This is a genomic window from Pseudomonas sp. LPB0260, from assembly GCF_013388395.1.
The window spans coordinates 3,744,970-3,761,145 of the sequence record NZ_CP058247.1; the positions used below are offsets into that span (position 1 = coordinate 3,744,970).

At 64.9% G+C, this 16,176-nt stretch carries 9 protein-coding genes; 5 read left to right on the plus strand and 4 right to left on the minus strand.

Annotated elements, in window-relative coordinates; translation table 11 throughout:
- Position 1: 1 nt before the first annotated feature.
- Both LPB260_RS16790 and nfuA read right to left on the minus strand, forming a co-directional pair.
- Entirely contained in the window at positions 2–1,003 is a 1,002-nt protein-coding gene (locus tag LPB260_RS16790; protein ID WP_208706947.1) for a response regulator, read from the minus strand.
- Between the two features lie 140 nt (positions 1,004–1,143).
- A complete protein-coding gene (gene nfuA / locus LPB260_RS16795) occupies positions 1,144–1,728 on the minus strand; it encodes a Fe-S biogenesis protein NfuA (RefSeq protein WP_208706948.1) in 585 nt (194 codons plus the stop codon).
- 143 nt (positions 1,729–1,871) lie between these two features.
- Here nfuA and LPB260_RS16800 point away from each other — a divergent pair, with 143 nt between their 5' ends.
- Together LPB260_RS16800 and LPB260_RS16805 are read left to right on the plus strand one after the other, a co-directional pair.
- Positions 1,872–2,627: a thioredoxin family protein gene (locus tag LPB260_RS16800; RefSeq protein ID WP_208706949.1), complete on the plus strand. Its 756-nt coding sequence runs from the start codon at positions 1,872–1,874 to the stop codon at positions 2,625–2,627.
- A 122-nt stretch (positions 2,628–2,749) separates the two neighbouring features.
- Complete coding sequence (locus LPB260_RS16805; RefSeq protein ID WP_208706950.1) at positions 2,750–3,166, plus strand: universal stress protein; 417 nt, start codon at positions 2,750–2,752, stop codon at positions 3,164–3,166.
- A gap of 16 nt (positions 3,167–3,182) precedes the next feature.
- On the opposite strand, the gene LPB260_RS16810 is transcribed toward LPB260_RS16805, so the two are convergent.
- Positions 3,183–5,462 (minus strand): fatty acid cis/trans isomerase, encoded by a 2,280-nt coding sequence (locus LPB260_RS16810; protein WP_208706951.1) that lies wholly within the window; start codon positions 5,460–5,462, stop codon positions 3,183–3,185.
- A gap of 123 nt (positions 5,463–5,585) precedes the next feature.
- On the opposite strand from LPB260_RS16810, the gene metH reads away from it, so the two are divergent.
- Positions 5,586–9,347 (plus strand): methionine synthase, encoded by a 3,762-nt coding sequence (gene metH / locus LPB260_RS16815; protein ID WP_371926103.1) that lies wholly within the window; start codon positions 5,586–5,588, stop codon positions 9,345–9,347.
- A gap of 162 nt (positions 9,348–9,509) precedes the next feature.
- Complete coding sequence (locus tag LPB260_RS16820; RefSeq protein ID WP_208706953.1) at positions 9,510–9,875, plus strand: RidA family protein; 366 nt, start codon at positions 9,510–9,512, stop codon at positions 9,873–9,875.
- Between the two features lie 71 nt (positions 9,876–9,946).
- Here the strand turns inward: LPB260_RS16820 and LPB260_RS16825 are convergent, their stop codons facing one another.
- On the minus strand, positions 9,947–12,070 hold the full coding sequence (locus LPB260_RS16825) for a tetratricopeptide repeat-containing sulfotransferase family protein (protein ID WP_218281498.1): 2,124 nt from the start codon (positions 12,068–12,070) through the stop codon (positions 9,947–9,949).
- A 398-nt stretch (positions 12,071–12,468) separates the two neighbouring features.
- Between LPB260_RS16825 and LPB260_RS16830 the strand changes: the two genes are divergently transcribed.
- Positions 12,469–16,062: an autotransporter outer membrane beta-barrel domain-containing protein gene (locus tag LPB260_RS16830; RefSeq protein ID WP_208706955.1), complete on the plus strand. Its 3,594-nt coding sequence runs from the start codon at positions 12,469–12,471 to the stop codon at positions 16,060–16,062.
- Positions 16,063–16,176: the final 114 nt, after the last annotated feature.

Here is a 16,176-nt window from a genome sequence, read left to right on the forward strand (position 1 = left end):
ATCAGCTCATCAGATAGGCGGTTTTAAGGGAAAGTCGGGCCACCGAGTCCTCGGTGAAGAGCAGCAGCAGGTCGAAATGAATGTCGTGCCCTTCCAGGCTGTAGCTGAGCTCGACCGCCAGGGTCTTCCTCCAGCGGCGCTGGTTGACGCGAATCAGTTCCTCGATGGGCGAATGCTGGCCGAGTACCACCGGATGGCCCTGGGAGAAGCTCACATCGAGCTGCGCGGCGATGCCGCTCAAGCAGGCGCCGATCAGGATGCTGGCCAGGTCCAGCAGCATCTCCAGCTCGCCAGCCTGATTGACCGGCTTCCAGCGCATCAGCTTGGCCATGTCACGCACTTCGGAGTCGTGGAAGATCAGCAGCGCCTCGCCGGCGATGCCGCTGCCGATATAGCCCTGACACACCGCCGACAGCTTGTCGCTCTGCTGCGCGTTGGCCAGGGCCATGTGCAGTTCGCCGACTTCGAGGATATTGACGTTGGGGATAGGCAAGCGGACGAACACATCCAGCTGCCTGGCCAACAAGGCGGCCGCCTGGCCCATCGCCACGTTCACCACTTCGCGGAAAGCATCGCGAAACTGCACATTGGGCTCATCGGCGTCGATCTCGGCAGCCGACTCGGGCGAAGGCTCGCCGAGCAGGCCGAAATCGAGCAGGGTGCGCCGCAACAGCTCGGGGTCGACGGGTTTCTTCAGGAAGGCCAGGGCGCCGAGTTCGGCCACCCGCTTGATCGCCTCGTCCTGAACGTCACCGGACACCACGATGACCTGGGTATCGAGCGCCTCGTCGCGGATGGCGGCCAGGACCTCATAACCGTCCAGCTCCGGCATCGTCAGATCGAGCAGCACCAGGCCTATGCCGCCGCGGCGCAGGGCTTCGAGCCCTTCTCGGCCGTTGACGGCCTGGACCACGGCGACCGGCCAATCCGCGGGCAAGGCTCGGATCAGCTGCTTACGCGCCATATTGGAGTCATCACACACCAGCAGCGAGGAAATCGACAAGGTCGCAGACTCTTTTTGGGAAAACATATTGTTATTTTCGGCCAGCATAGCAGCACCTTGCCCCAAGATGCACAGCCCAGGTGTGTGCGGGCCATAAACGAAAAAGGCGACCCGTAGGTCGCCTTTCTTGCTCTGCTGCCTCAGTAGTAGGCATTTTCCTTGTTGCTGTGGTCGGTCACGTCGCGCACCCCTTTGAGTTCGGGGATGCGCTCGAGCAAGGTCCTCTCGATGCCTTCCTTGAGGGTCACGTCCGCCTGGCCGCAGCCCTGGCAGCCGCCGCCGAACTGCAGTACGGCGATGCCGTCATCGACCACGTCGATCAGGCTGACCTGGCCGCCATGGCTGGCCAGGCCCGGATTGATCTCGGTCTGCAGGTAGTAGTTGATACGCTCGTTGATCGGACTGTCTTCATTGACCATAGGCACCTTGGCGTTCGGCGCCTTGATGGTCAGCTGGCCGCCCATGCGGTCGGTGGCGTAGTCCACCACGGCATCTTCCAGGAACGGCTCGCTGACCGCATCGATCCAGGCGGTGAAGCTGGCCAGGGCCAGGGCAGTATCCTCGGCCTTCTGCTCGCCCGGCTTGCAATAGGCGATGCAGGTTTCCGCATATTGGGTGCCCGGCTGGGTGATGAAGATGCGGATGCCGATGCCGGTGGTGTTCTGCTTGCTCAGCAGATCGGCGAGATAATCGTGTGCGGCGTCAGTAATGGTGATGGTGCTCATGGCAACTCCTCGCAAACATGGGCGCAGTGTACGCCAACCAGCGCGCTTGGTTAAAGCCTGAGCGTTTCTGTCGGATAAGCAGCCGTGTAACGATCGCCGGCGCCGCGGGTCCACTGACTAGGTCACCGCGTGAGCGCTCCACCATGAACCTGCTGCTGCCTGTCCTTTCGCTCGCCTTGCTGCTGTCGGGTCCCATCGCCCTGGGGGCCGAGCTACTGCGTTTCAGCAGCGGCGCGGCGCCCACACCGGTGCTGGAACTGTTCACCTCGCAGGGCTGCAGTTCCTGTCCGCCCGCCGACCGCTGGTTGTCCCGGCTGCGCGAGCATCCGCAGCTGTGGCAGGGCCTGATTCCCCTGGCCTTCCATGTCGATTACTGGGATCGACTGGGATGGCCCGACCCCTTCGCCAATCCGGCTCACAGTGCGCGGCAGCGTGGCTATGCACGCAGCAGCGCCAGTCGAAGTGTCTACACCCCGGGTTTCATCCTGGCGGGACGCGAGTGGCGCGGCTGGTTCCGGGGCGAGCCACTCGACCTGCCCAGCGGCGCCGAGGTTGGCACACTGACGTTACGGCTGGACGGCGACAGCCTGCGGCTGGCCTTCGACGCCAGCGCAACTGCGCCGGCGGGGCTCATCGCCCACGTCGCGCGCCTGGGGTTCGGCCTGCACACCCGAGTCAGCCGGGGCGAAAACGCCGGCAGCCTGCTGACCCATGATTTCGTAGTGCTGAGCCTGCAACAGATCGCCGCCAGAACACCGAACCGCTGGATCACTCGCCTGCCACACGAGCCGCGCGGTGAGCGCCAGGCCATAGTCGCCTGGCTCAGTGCCCCCGGGGATTTGGCCCCCTATCAGGCTGTCGGCGGCTGGCTACCCAGGCAACGCCCCGGTGCCCGCTGAAGCATCGGGCCAACCGGCAAGATCCGCACTCGACCGCGCCCAGGCCATTCATCTGCAATACTTGCTGGAGAGTCGCGGCTTTAGCAGGTGAAGCCACCCGCCATCAGCAAGGAGTGTCCCTGATGTATCGCCAAATCATGATTCCGGTCGACCTAGACCATGTCGAGCGCCTGGAAAAGGCCCTGAATACCGGTGCCGACCTGGCCAAACTCTACGATGTGCCCGTGTGCTACGTCGGCGTATCGGGCAACACCCCCAGTGCCATCGCACACAACCCTACCGAGTTCGCGGCCAAGATGCAGGCCTTCGGCGAGGCTCAGGCGCAGAAGTACGGACTGAGCAAAGTCGGCACCGCCACCTATATCAGCCATGACCCGGCCGTAGACCTGGACAAGACCCTGTTGAAGGCGGCCAAGGAACAGGGCGCCGACCTGGTGGTCATGGCCTCCCACGTGCCGGGGTTGGCAGAACACCTGTTCGCCTCCAACGCCGGGTATTTCGCCTCCTACTCCGACGCCTCGGTGCTGGTCGTGCGATAGACCCGAGCGGCGCCCGCTACAGGTTTTCGTAGCGATTCATATCCAGCACCGCCGCCTCGATGGGCTCGGTCTCGCGGATATAGGCCGCGAGATCGTGGAAGTAGCGCCAGAACTCGGGATGGCTGCGGCGGATGCCCCAGCGTTCTACCACAGGCTCGAACGCCGTGGGATCACTCGCCCGCTCCAGCGCCGCAACGAACGCGGGGACCTCTGCGGCCCTAAGGCTGAACATGAAGTTGGGATAACTGCTCAGCACGCCGGGATAGAGGGTCAGGGTGTCGCGCTCAGGCTGGTAGCGCAGCGCCTCGCCGAGCATGAAGGCCACGTTGCTGTGCGTACGATTGCGCAGCAGGCTGTAGACCTCGCGCCGCCCGTTTGCCTGCTCGACCCGCAGCAAGGTGGTCTCAGGGAGCTGGTTGATCACCTTGAGCTCGGCGGCCGGCCTGCTCGCCAGGCGGCTCAGCGCCTGCTCGACGCCCTGCAGCTCACTGCCGATTCCCTCGCGGAAGCAGCGCGAGCCGTTGCAGCGATTGATCGGGTCCGGTCGCGCATTCAAGTCGGCGTAGCGCAGCAGGAGCGACTCGGCGAAGCCGCCCTTGGGGTCCGCAAGCGGCAGCAACAGCCCACTGGCCGAGCGACTGTCGATTCCCGGGTAGTCCAGCCACAGCTTCAACTTGCCACTCTTCTGGTACCAGTCGTCCAACAACCCCAGGCGTGATTCGGCCGGCATCAGGCGCAGGAAGTTCTGCTCGGCGCCATTGCGGATCAGGTCGAAATACAGGCGGGTCTGCGCCTGGTGGGAGACGTTGCCATACACGTCGAAATTCACCACCAACTGGTAATAGGTGCGCTCCAGCAGCGGGAAGTCCATCCACCACAGGGTCTGCGGAACCGCGCCGATCAGGCCCTTGCGCACCGAGGCGCTGTCGTGTTGGCGGAAGATCGACAGCAGCGCGTTGTCGTTGCCGCTCCAGATGTGCGACCAGTCCGGTGCCGGCGCCGTGGCATAGGCCTGCATGCGTAGCCTTTCATATTCATTGCGCTTGTCGCGGTAATCGAGCCAGAGCCCCAGCAGGTCGCCGATGGCGTCGAACTGGCCGGGCATGGCCAAGAGCGGCGTGGCCCTGGCACGGTAGGCAGCATCGGTCAGATAGAGGTCGTGGCGCGGGTCCTGGAACAGGGTCCAGAAGTTGTCGCGGATCACGTCGGTGGCGATCTGCCCGCGGCAGACCGGGCCGCGGATAAAGGTGCGCACGAAGTACTCGGCGTCATCGAGCATGAACTGGTAACGCGCCTGCGGCGGAATCGCCGCGAAGGTCGCGAAGGGGTTGGCGCGGCGCTGGGCGCCATAACCCGGCAGGCTGTCCACCTGCCAGTCATCGGCGAAGAACAGCGCCTTGACCCGGGCCAGCTTGGCAGCGCTCAGGCCATAGGTGATGTGGGTCTTGTGCACAATCACGCCCTGCACCGGCGCCAGACGGTAATAGAAGGCGGTGCCCGGGTCCTCGTTGGGGCGGCGCGTGGCGATCGGATCGACCGACTGGCCGCTCGGTGTCCGGGAGCGCAGCAGCTGAAAGAAGTGCCCCGGCTCGCCGCCGGCAACATGCAGGTGGGCGAGGAACAGATGCTCGTACAGCCAGCGCGCGACCAGCGCCTCACGGTCGCCGTCGGCATTGAGCAAGCCTTCCCACGCGGCGATCTGCCGGGCTTCGGCGGCGCTCGGCCGCAACACCTGCTGGTCGATCGCCGCGCCTTCGGCCAGCCAGCGTTGCAGGGTCCGGTAGTCGTCCGAGGCCAGGCCGGTCACGGCAAAGGGCATGCCGGCTTGCGGGTTCTCCCGGGCGTAGGTCGAAAACTCATCCGGCAGCGGACACCGGTTGCTGCGCTTGATGCCGATCTCCAGACTTTCCGGCAGCCTGGCATTGGCCGGCAGCGGCGTCTGGTGCCCCAGTTCGAGCAGGCGCGCCATCAATGCGGCCTGGCTGTCCTGGCCCTCCACCACCGAGAAGAAGCCCTTGCGCCGCCAGGCCTGCGCTCCCTGGGCGTCGAGAAACAGCCGGGTGGCGGCCTGCGCCTCGGTACGCACGCCGTCGTACACCGGCAGCTTGTGGGCGCCGCGGGCGGTGCCTTCGCCGCTGCCCAGGTTGAGCTGGCAGGGCGAGTCGTAGCACGCGTGGCAAGCGACGCAGTAGCGACTGAAGATCGGCTGCACATCGCGGCCATAGGACACCGGCTCCGTCGCCCAGGCCGGGCAGATGAACAGCAGGCAGGCGCTCAGCAGTGCACGGTACGGCATATCCCTGTTCCCTCTGTGGCCATCCCCGGATTCTACGCGTCGCGACTGCACCCAGGGGGCCAGGCCAACATGAGCATCATTCATGCAAATGACCGACCTGCTCCAAAAGCGCACAGCTTTGCTATGATCGCCGCCCACAGTTTCCGCTTTGCTCAGGTAGTACCGTCCATGCCCTCGTCCGATCGCAGCGCCCGCCTCCAAGCCCTCCAGAACGCCCTGAAGGAGCGCATCCTGATCCTCGATGGCGGCATGGGCACCATGATCCAGAGCTACAAGCTGGAGGAAGAAGACTACCGCGGCGAGCGTTTCGCCGACTGGCCCCAGGACGTCAAAGGCAACAACGACCTGCTGATCCTCAGCCGTCCGGACGTCATCAGTGCCATCGAGAAGGCCTACCTGGACGCCGGCGCCGACATCCTCGAGACCAACACCTTCAACGCCACCCAGATCTCCCAGGCCGATTACGGCATGGAAGCGCTGGTCTACGAGCTGAACGTACAAGGCGCACGCCTGGCCAGAGCGGTGGCCGACGCCAAGACCACCGAGACCCCGCACCGCCCGCGCTTCGTCGCCGGCGTGCTCGGCCCGACCAGTCGTACCTGCTCGATCTCCCCGGACGTCAATGACCCCGGCTACCGCAACGTCACCTTCGACGAGCTGGTGGACAACTACACCGAGGCCACCCGCGGCCTGATCGAGGGCGGCGCCGACCTGATCCTGATCGAGACCATCTTCGATACCCTCAATGCCAAGGCGGCGATCTTCGCCGTACAGCAGGTGTTCGAGGAAGACGGCGTCGAACTGCCGATCATGATTTCCGGCACCATCACCGATGCCTCCGGCCGCACCCTGTCCGGGCAGACCACCGAGGCCTTCTGGAACTCGGTGCGCCATGCCCAGCCGATCTCCGTGGGCCTGAACTGCGCCCTGGGGGCCAAGGAACTGCGCCCCTACCTGGAGGAGCTGTCGACCAAGGCCGAGACCCATGTCTCCGCCCACCCCAACGCCGGCCTGCCCAACGCCTTCGGCGAGTACGACGAGAGCCCGGCGGAAATGGCCGCGGTGGTCGAGGAGTTCGCCGCCTCGGGCTTCCTCAACATCATCGGTGGCTGCTGCGGCACCACACCGGCGCATATCCAGGCGATCGCCGAGGCCGTGGCCAAGTACCCGCCGCGCGCCCTTCCGGACATCCCCAAGGCCTGCCGCCTGTCGGGCCTGGAGCCCTTCACCATCGATCGCAACTCGCTGTTCGTCAACGTCGGCGAGCGCACCAATATCACCGGCAGCGCCAAGTTCGCCCGGCTGATCCGCGAGGAAAACTACAGCGAAGCCCTGGAGGTGGCCCTGCAGCAGGTGGAAGCCGGCGCCCAGGTGATCGACATCAACATGGACGAGGGCATGCTCGACTCCAAGGCGGCGATGGTGAAGTTCCTCAACCTGATCGCCGGCGAGCCGGACATTTCCCGCGTGCCGATCATGATCGACTCCTCCAAGTGGGAGGTGATCGAGGCCGGCCTCAAATGCATCCAGGGCAAGGGCATCGTCAACTCGATCTCCATGAAGGAAGGCGTCGAGCAGTTCAAGCACCACGCCAAGCTGTGCAAGCGCTACGGCGCCGCCGTGGTGGTGATGGCCTTCGACGAAGCCGGCCAGGCCGACACCCAGGCGCGCAAGGAAGAGATCTGCCAGCGCAGCTACGACATCCTGGTCAATGAAGTGGGCTTCCCCCCGGAAGACATCATCTTCGACCCGAACATCTTCGCCGTGGCCACCGGCATCGAGGAACACAACAACTACGCGGTCGACTTCATCAACGCCTGCGCCTATATCCGCGACAAGCTGCCCTACGCGCTGAGCTCGGGCGGGGTGTCCAACGTGTCGTTCTCGTTCCGCGGCAACAACCCGGTGCGCGAGGCGATCCACTCGGTCTTCCTCTACTACGCGATCCAGAACGGCCTGACCATGGGCATCGTCAACGCCGGCCAGCTGGAGATCTACGACGAGATTCCCAAGCAGCTGCGCGACGCCGTGGAGGATGTCGTGCTCAACCGCAACGCCGGCGCCACCGAGGCGCTGCTGGCCATCGCCGACCAGTACAAGGGCGACGGCAGCGTCAAGGAAGTGGAAAACGAGGAATGGCGTTCGCTGCCGGTCAACCAGCGCCTGGAGCACGCCCTGGTCAAGGGCATCACCGCCTTCATCGTCGAGGACACCGAGGAATGCCGCCAGCAGTGCGCGCGGCCCATCGAGGTGATCGAGGGGCCGCTGATGAGCGGCATGAACATCGTTGGCGACCTGTTCGGCTCGGGCAAAATGTTCCTGCCCCAGGTGGTCAAGTCGGCGCGGGTGATGAAGCAGGCGGTGGCCCATCTGATCCCCTTCATCGAGGCGGAGAAAGGCGACAAGCCGGAGGCCAAGGGCAAGATCCTCATGGCCACGGTCAAGGGCGACGTGCACGACATCGGCAAGAACATCGTCGGCGTGGTGCTGGGCTGCAACGGCTACGACATCGTCGACCTCGGCGTGATGGTGCCGGCGGAGAAGATCCTCCAGGTGGCCAAGGAGGAGAAGTGCGACATCATCGGCCTGTCCGGGCTGATCACACCCTCGCTCGACGAGATGGTGCACGTCGCCCGCGAAATGCAGCGCCAGGGCTTCAACCTGCCCCTGATGATCGGTGGCGCCACCACCTCCAAAGCCCACACCGCGGTGAAGATCGAGCCCAAGTACCAGAACGATGCGGTGGTCTACGTCACCGACGCCTCCCGCGCGGTGGGCGTGGCCACCCAGTTGCTGTCCAAGGAACTGAAGGCCGGCTTCGTCGAGAAGACCCGCGCCGACTACGTCGAGGTGCGCGAGCGCACCGCCAATCGCAGCGCCCGCACCGAGCGCCTGCCCTACGCCAAGGCCATCGAGAACAAGCCGAAGTTCGACTGGGCCGGCTACCAGCCGCCGGTGCCGAGCTTCACCGGGGTCAAGCTGCTGGACGACATCGACCTGGCGACCCTGGCCGAGTACATCGACTGGACGCCCTTCTTCATCGCCTGGGACCTGGCCGGCAAGTACCCGCGCATCCTCACCGACGAGGTGGTCGGCGAGGCTGCCACCGCCTTGTTCGACGACGCCCAGGCGATGCTGAAAAAACTGATCGACGAGAAGCTGATCAAGGCCCGCGCGATATTTGGCTTCTGGCCGGCCAACCAGGTCAACGACGACGACCTGGAGGTCTACGGCGACGATGGCCAGCCCCTGGCCACCCTGCACCACCTGCGCCAGCAGACCATCAAGCCGGACGGCAAGCCGAACCTGTCGCTGGCCGATTTCGTCGCCCCGAAGGACAGCGGCGTTCGTGACTATGTGGGCGGCTTCATCACCACCGCCGGCATCGGCGCCGAGGAAGTGGCCAAGGCCTACCAAGACAAGGGCGACGACTACAACTCGATCATGGTCAAGGCCCTGGCCGACCGCCTCGCCGAGGCCTGCGCCGAGTGGCTGCACGCCGAGGTGCGCAAGCACTGGTGGGGCTACCAGCCGGACGAGCAGCTGGACAACGAGGCGTTGATCAAGGAGCAGTACGTCGGCATCCGCCCGGCCCCCGGCTACCCGGCCTGCCCGGATCACACCGAGAAGGGCACCCTGTTCGACCTGCTCGACCCGACTGCCGAGGAAGGCAAGCCGGGCCGCAGCGGCGTGTTCCTCACCGACCACTACGCCATGTTCCCCGCCGCTGCGGTCAGCGGCTGGTACTTCGCCCACCCCCAGGCGCAATACTTCGCCGTCGGCAAGGTGGACAGGGATCAGGTGCAGAGCTACACCGCGCGCAAGGGCCAGGAACTGGCGGTCAGCGAGCGCTGGCTGGCACCGAACCTGGGCTATGACAGCTGAGTAGAAGCAGGTAGAAAACAAGGCCCGCCCCTGCGCGGGCCTTGTCGTTTAATCGCGGCTTGAAACCAGCGCGTGGCAAAGGCACCCTGCCCGGCCAGTGCCATCAGGCCCTTTGCCGCGCTTCAAGGCGGGCCGGCATTTCCGTATCAGAGGAGAACATTCATGAAGATCCACCGCATCAACCCAACCAAGCGCTGGTCGGACATCACCGTGTTCAATGGCATCGCCCACTTCGTCGAGATAGCGGACACCGACACCAAGGCCGATATCCGCGGACAGGTCGAGCAGATCTTCGCGCAAGCCGAACAGTCGCTGGCAAAGATCAACAGCGACAAATCCCGCATCCTGTCGACAACCATCTATCTCACCGACTTCGCCAATCTCGCGGCGCTGAACGAGCTGTGGGACGCCTGGTTCGAGGACGGCACGGCGCCGAGCAGGGCCTGCGTAAAGGCGGAACTGGCAAACCCCGACTATCTGGTCGAGATGACCTTTGTCGCGGCGGCGGGGGATGGTTTTACCGAGTAGCCCCGGGCCTGTTGCAGGCTATCGGCACACTGCCCGGCGAACCAGGCAGCGTGCCGCGCGAATAACGCCGGTCAGCGCTCGATCAGGTCGCCCAGCACATCGAGCAGCGGCCCCAGGTGCTGCTCGTAATGGCGCCACTTCTCCACCGAAGTCTTGTAGATCGGCTGGCGCACCTGGGTCACGCTGGCGGTGCGGATGCTGCGTTCGGTCTTGTGGAAGTCCAGGCAGGCCTCTTCCCACTCCAGGCCACAGTAGTCCAGCATCGCCCGCGCCTGGCCTTCCTGATCGGCCACCAGCTCTTCGTACTGGATCTCGTAGAAGGCATCGGCCGGCAGCACCGCGCGCCAATGCTCCATCAGCGCCGCGTAGTGGCGGTAGTAGCGGCCGAGCTCGACAAGGTCATAGCTCTGGTACTGGCTCTTGTTGAACAGCCGGGTGAAGTTGGACAGGCAGGTGTCCACCGGATTGCGCTTGACGTGGATGATCTTGGCCTTGGGCAACATCAGGTGGATCAGCCCCAGGCACTGGAAGTTCGCCGGCATCTTGTCGGTGATCCGTGCGCTGCCGGGCGCGCGCTTCTGCAAGCCGGCCACGTAACGCTCGCCCATGATCTGCAGCTCGGCCTGGGTGATACCTTCCAGGCTGGCCGGATAGGGCTGCGCCGACTGCCCGCGGGGATGGTTGGCGATCTCCAGGATGTCGTGCAGCTCGCCGGCGCCGTATACCGCCGAGTGGCTGGCCAGGATGGTCTCGGTCAGGGTGGTGCCCGAACGCGGCATGCCCAGCACGAAGATCGGCAGCTCGGAGCTGCAGCCGGCACCGCGCAAGCGATCAATGTTCTCCTGGCTGAAGAAGCCGCGGATATTCTGGTTCAGCCGGTCGGTCGCGTCGGCGCTGTAGTCGATGCGCTTGCGCTTCAACTGGCAGCCCTGCTGGTAATGCTGGAACGCCAGGTCGTACTCGCGGGTATCCTCATAGCACTTGCCGAGGGCGAAATGCAGTGGCAGGGCCTTGATCTCCGGCAGCGATTCGAGCTGCTGCGCGCTGGCCACCAACGCCGCCATGTTAGCGTCGCCCTCCTTGACCTTGTCCACCTGTACCAGCGCCAGGCGCGCGCCGAGGTTTTCCTCATCCAGGCTCAAGGCGTGCTCGAAATCGGCCCGCGCGCCCGCCATGTCGCCGTTCTCCATGCGCAGATGACCGCGGCCGAGATAGCCGGTGATCAGCTTGGGATCGAGGCTCAGGGCCTGCCGATAAGCGGCCTCGGCCTTCTCCGGGTAGCCGGATTCGGTGAGGATGCCGCCCAGTACGCTGTGCAGTTCGGCCTTGTCCGGGGCGATCTGCAAGCCCCGCAGGGCGCTGGCCTCGGCCTCGGCCAGGCAGCGCTTCTCCTGCAGCACCTTGGCCAGGCCGATACAGGCCTCCGGATACTCGGGTTTGAGCGCCAAGGCGCGGCGGAAGCCGAACTCGGCCTTGTCCAGCTGTTCCTGCAGCAAGAAGGCGGTGGCTAGGTTGCTGTGCGCCTCGGCGTAGTTCGGCCGCGCCTTGACCAGCGGCAGCAGCACCTTCAGCGCCTCCTCGGGCTGCTCGCTCTCGCAGAGCACACTGCCCAGGTTGCTCGCTGCCTCGGCATGGTCCGGGGCAATCGCCAGCACCTGGCGGTAGCAGTCGATCGCTCCGGGCTTGTCCTTCTCATCACGCAGAATGCTGCCCAGGTTGTTCAGCGCCGCCGGCATCCGCGGATTCAGCGCCAGGGCCCGCTGCTGGCAAGCCTTGGCCCGCGCCAGGTCGCCCTGATCGTAATAAGCGATGCCCAGGTTGCTCTGCGCCAGCGCCGACTGCGGCGCCAGGGCGATCGCCTGCTCACCGTGGCGTACGGCTTCCTCGAGCCGACCCAGGCGACGGCACATCTCCGCCAGGTTGCTGAGAAACTGCGCTTCCCCGGGGGCCAGCTGCACCGCCTGCTGCAGCAACTGCACGCCCAGCTCCAGGTTACCCGCCTGCTGGGCGATCACCCCCAACAGATGCAGGGCGGTCGCATGCTGCGGTGCCACTTGCAGGATCTTGCGCAGCAGCCCTTCGGCTTCGGCCAGGCGACCTGCGCCGTGGTGCTCGAAAGCCAGCTGCATGGCCTGGGGAATGCTGAGCGACTGCTGCGCCCCAGGCGCTGGGGTGTTCTGCGTAGGGGTATTCAAAGGGCAACTCCAGAAACGTGCCGGAAGGGGGCGCAACACACGCCACTTTGCATGCATGACGCCAGCTGCCGGCTGAGCGCGGCAGCGCAATGGCTGGAAAAAGCCAGCTAACGGCAGAAAAGTCAAGCCGCGCCGCCAGAAGGCCAGGCGCAGGTCGCTTCCGAGCACCCGGATGCGTCAGTCCCGACGCCATTGTCCAACAATCCGACCACTGACGCATTTGGCGCCAAATATCTGCTTTGTCACACTTGTCACGGGATTGGCGCCAATGCAATATCGCGCCTAGGATCGTCCAGAGTGGCCATCTGCCAGGAGTGCTGGATCACCTAAGAACCTACGCTGCCGCGACGCCCTACAAAAACTAAAAAAACCAATCGTCAACACACTGGACATCCTCTATGCACACACCCAAGCCCGTTCACTGGAAACGCCACGCCCTGGCCAGCGCCATCGCCCTGGCGGCCATGACAGCCCATGCCACGCCTTCGGCCAACCATCACACCGTCTCCACCTATGAGGCCCCGCTCCCCCATGTTCCGCACTACGAGACATGGGGCACCTGGACTGGCCCGACGCCCAATTACAGGCTGAACGGCACCGACAGCCTCACCGTCACCAGCAGCGGCACCATCGATGGCGGTGATGCAACAGCGGTACAGGTCGAGTCTGGCAGCACCGGCGTGGTGATCGACAACAGCGGCACCATTACCTCCAACACCGCGGGCATAAGCTCTACCAGTGGTGAAGTTGACATCGTCAACCAGGCCGGCGCGGTGATTCGTGGCACACAATATGGCGTGCGGTTTAACGAAGGTAGCGGCCTGAGCCGCAGCCTGGTCAACCATGGCTTGATCGAGACCGGTAACCGCGATGACGACCCCGTTTACGCCATCTACACCGACGGCGACTTGTCCGGCTCATTGATCAACAGTGCCAGTGGCCAGATCATCGGCCGGAACGTCGAAGAGAGTTCGCTATCGGCCTGGGGCGTACGCATTGGTGGCGGCCTGACCGGCACCCTGAGCAACCAGGGCCTTATCGAGGCCCACGCCCACGCCACAGACGACCACGAGGCCAATGCCTATGCCATTGAAATCCGCAATGCGCTGACCGGCAGCCTGAGCAACTCCGGCACCATTCGCGCCAAGGCCATCAGCGCCACCAGTTCGGCCAGCGCCTTCGGCGTGTATATTCGCGGCGCTCTGGACGGCAGCCTGAACAACTCCGGCACCATCAGTGCCGACGCCGACGCTAACGACAGGGCCGCCGCCTATGGCATCCGAATCAATGACGGCATCAGCGGCGAGCTGATCAACTCCAGCATCATCAGCGCCACCGCCGGCGCCGGCGCCCAGAAACCCAGGAGTGCCTACGCCTATGGCATCAATAACCATGGGCAACTCACCGGCAACCTGACCAACTCCGGCACCGTCAGCGCCACCGCCGAGGCAGAGCGCTGGGCCGAGGCTTACGCCATCAAAACCGGAAGCATCGCTTCCAGCCTGACCAACCAAGGCAGCATTCGCGCCAGCGCCATCAGCACCGACTCCGAGGCCAGCGCCCTCAGTGTTTATGTTACCGGCAACATAGCCGGTAGCCTGAACAACTCCGGCACCATAAGCGCCGACGCAGCGGCCTACGATAACGCCTATGCCTACGGCATCCTTATCGGCGGCAACCTCACCGGCGAGCTGAACAACTCCGGCACCATTAGCGCCAACGCCACGGGCAACTATGCCAGCGCCTATGGGATACGACTGAACGCACTGCACGGCAGCCTCACGAACTCGGGTAGCATCAGCGCCCGCGCCATCAGCCCCAACGACAGCGTCTCGGCTTACGGGATCTACATCCGCAACGGTCTGCACGACAGCGCCACGCTGACCAATAGCGGCACCATCTCCGTGCTCGGCTCTGCCGCCCAGGACAGTGTCTATGGCGGCGTGGGCATCCATGTGAACGGCGACATTGCCAGCGGCGCGCGCCTGAGCAACAGCGGCATCATCGACGTAGAGCTCGATGCACTCGTGGCGCAGACGGGCGCCGGCATCTACGTCAGTGGCACAATGGCCGGCGAACTGGTCAACAGTGGCACGATCGGGGTCCGCGCCACGCTCAAGGGAACCTCATCGAGCAACCTGCACGGCGTTTACGTGAACGCCCTCAGCGGCAGCCTGACCAACACCTCCACCGGCACCATCAGCGCATCCCTGACCATGCAGGGGGGCGATCACGAAGAATCTGTCTATGGCCTGTTCGTACGCAACCTCAGCGGCAGTTTGCTGAACCAGGGGTATATCGGTGCGACAGCCAACAGCATCGACTCGACCTCCTCCGCTTATGCCATCGCCCTGTTGCTCGACAATGTCAGCGGCACCGTCAGCAACAGCGGCACCCTGGAGGCCAGCCTGGTTGGTGCCGGCTCGTCCCAGGCCCTGTGGGCCAGGGGCACCGGCACCATCAACAACAGCGGCAAGATTCTCGGCGCGGTCAACCTGCACGGCATGAGCCTGCATAACAGCGGTCTGCTCGCCCCCGGCCTGCACAGCGAGGGTGCCGCCTCCAGCTGGATCGGCGGCGACTACACCCAGACCGCCGACGGCACGCTGCGCATCGCTGCCATGAGCGCCAGCGACTTCAGCCAGCTCAATGTCTCCGGCACCGCCTATCTGAGCAGCAACGCCAAGATCGACGTGGATGTGCGCAAAAGCAACACCCTGGCCATCGGCGAAACCCTGACCAGCGTGCTGTCGGCCGGCACCCTGGACAGCGACGGCACCTTCAAGGTCACCGACAACTCCGCCCTGTTCAACTTCCAGGGCGTGAAGAACGGCGACAGCGTCGACCTGCTGGTCAAGAAGGGCATGACTGCGCTCGACGCCGTCACCTCGACCAAGACCACTCCGGCCACCGGCGCCGCGCGCACCTTCGACCGCATCATCGACCAGGGTGCCAGCGGCGACATGCAGAGCGTCGTGGATACCCTCGGTCGCCTGGAAACCGAGCAGGAAGTCTCCGACGCCGTCAGCCAGACCCTGCCGCTGTTCACCGCCGGCATGAACCTGGCCACCAACAACGCCCTGCGCGGCGTCAGCGGCGTGGTCCAATCGCGCCAGGCCAGCCTGCAGGGCCGCGCCTCCGGCGATGCCTTCTACGGTGACGAGAAGCTCTGGCTGAAACCCTTCGGCAGCTGGGTCGAGCAGGATGACCGTGGCGGCGTGGCCGGCTACGACGCCAACATCCATGGCCTGGTCATCGGCGCCGATGCGGCCGTTTCCGAAACCGACCGCCTGGGCCTGGCCTTCGCCTACTCACGCAGCGACATCGACGGCAACTCGGCCGTCAGCCGCCAGAGCGGCGTGGTCGACAGCTACCAGCTGGTGCTGTTCGGCAGCCACAACCTGGATGCCGCCACCAGCTTCGACTACCAGCTGGATGTCGGCCACCACAACAACGAGGGCCAGCGTCACATCAACTTCGGCGGCCTGAACCGCACCGCCGAGGCCGACTACGACAGCTGGAGCGCCCACCTCGGCGGCGCCCTCTCCCACAGCCTGCAGCTGAGCGAGCAGACCCGCCTGACCCCGTCGGTGCGCGCCGACTACACCTGGATCAACGACGAGTCCTATCGCGAGAAAGGTGCCGGCGCGCTCAACCTCAACGCCGACAGCCGTACCACCGAGGCGCTGGTGCTGGGCGTCGGCAGCGAACTGGCCCACGACCTCAGCGACCGCCTGACCCTCACCGCCAAGCTGGGCGTGGGCTATGACGTGCTCAACGAGCAGGCCAGCATCACCACCGCCTTCGCCGGCGCGCCTTCGGCCAGCTTCACCACCGAGGGTCTGGACCCCAGCCCCTGGATCGCCACCGGCGGCCTGGAGCTGAGCTTCCAGGCCAACGAGCAGACCCAGCTGAGCGTCGCCTACGATGTCGAAGGCCGCGAGGACTTCACCCACCAGACCGTTTCCGCCAAGGTCCGCTGGGGGTTCTAAACCGGGTTCGGCACGCAGCAGTAACGAAAAAGCCACGGTCCTGACCGTGGCTTTTTCGTTACTGCATACCGGCAGCCGAATCCAGGCAACCCAGGCGGCCATGATGTGAACACA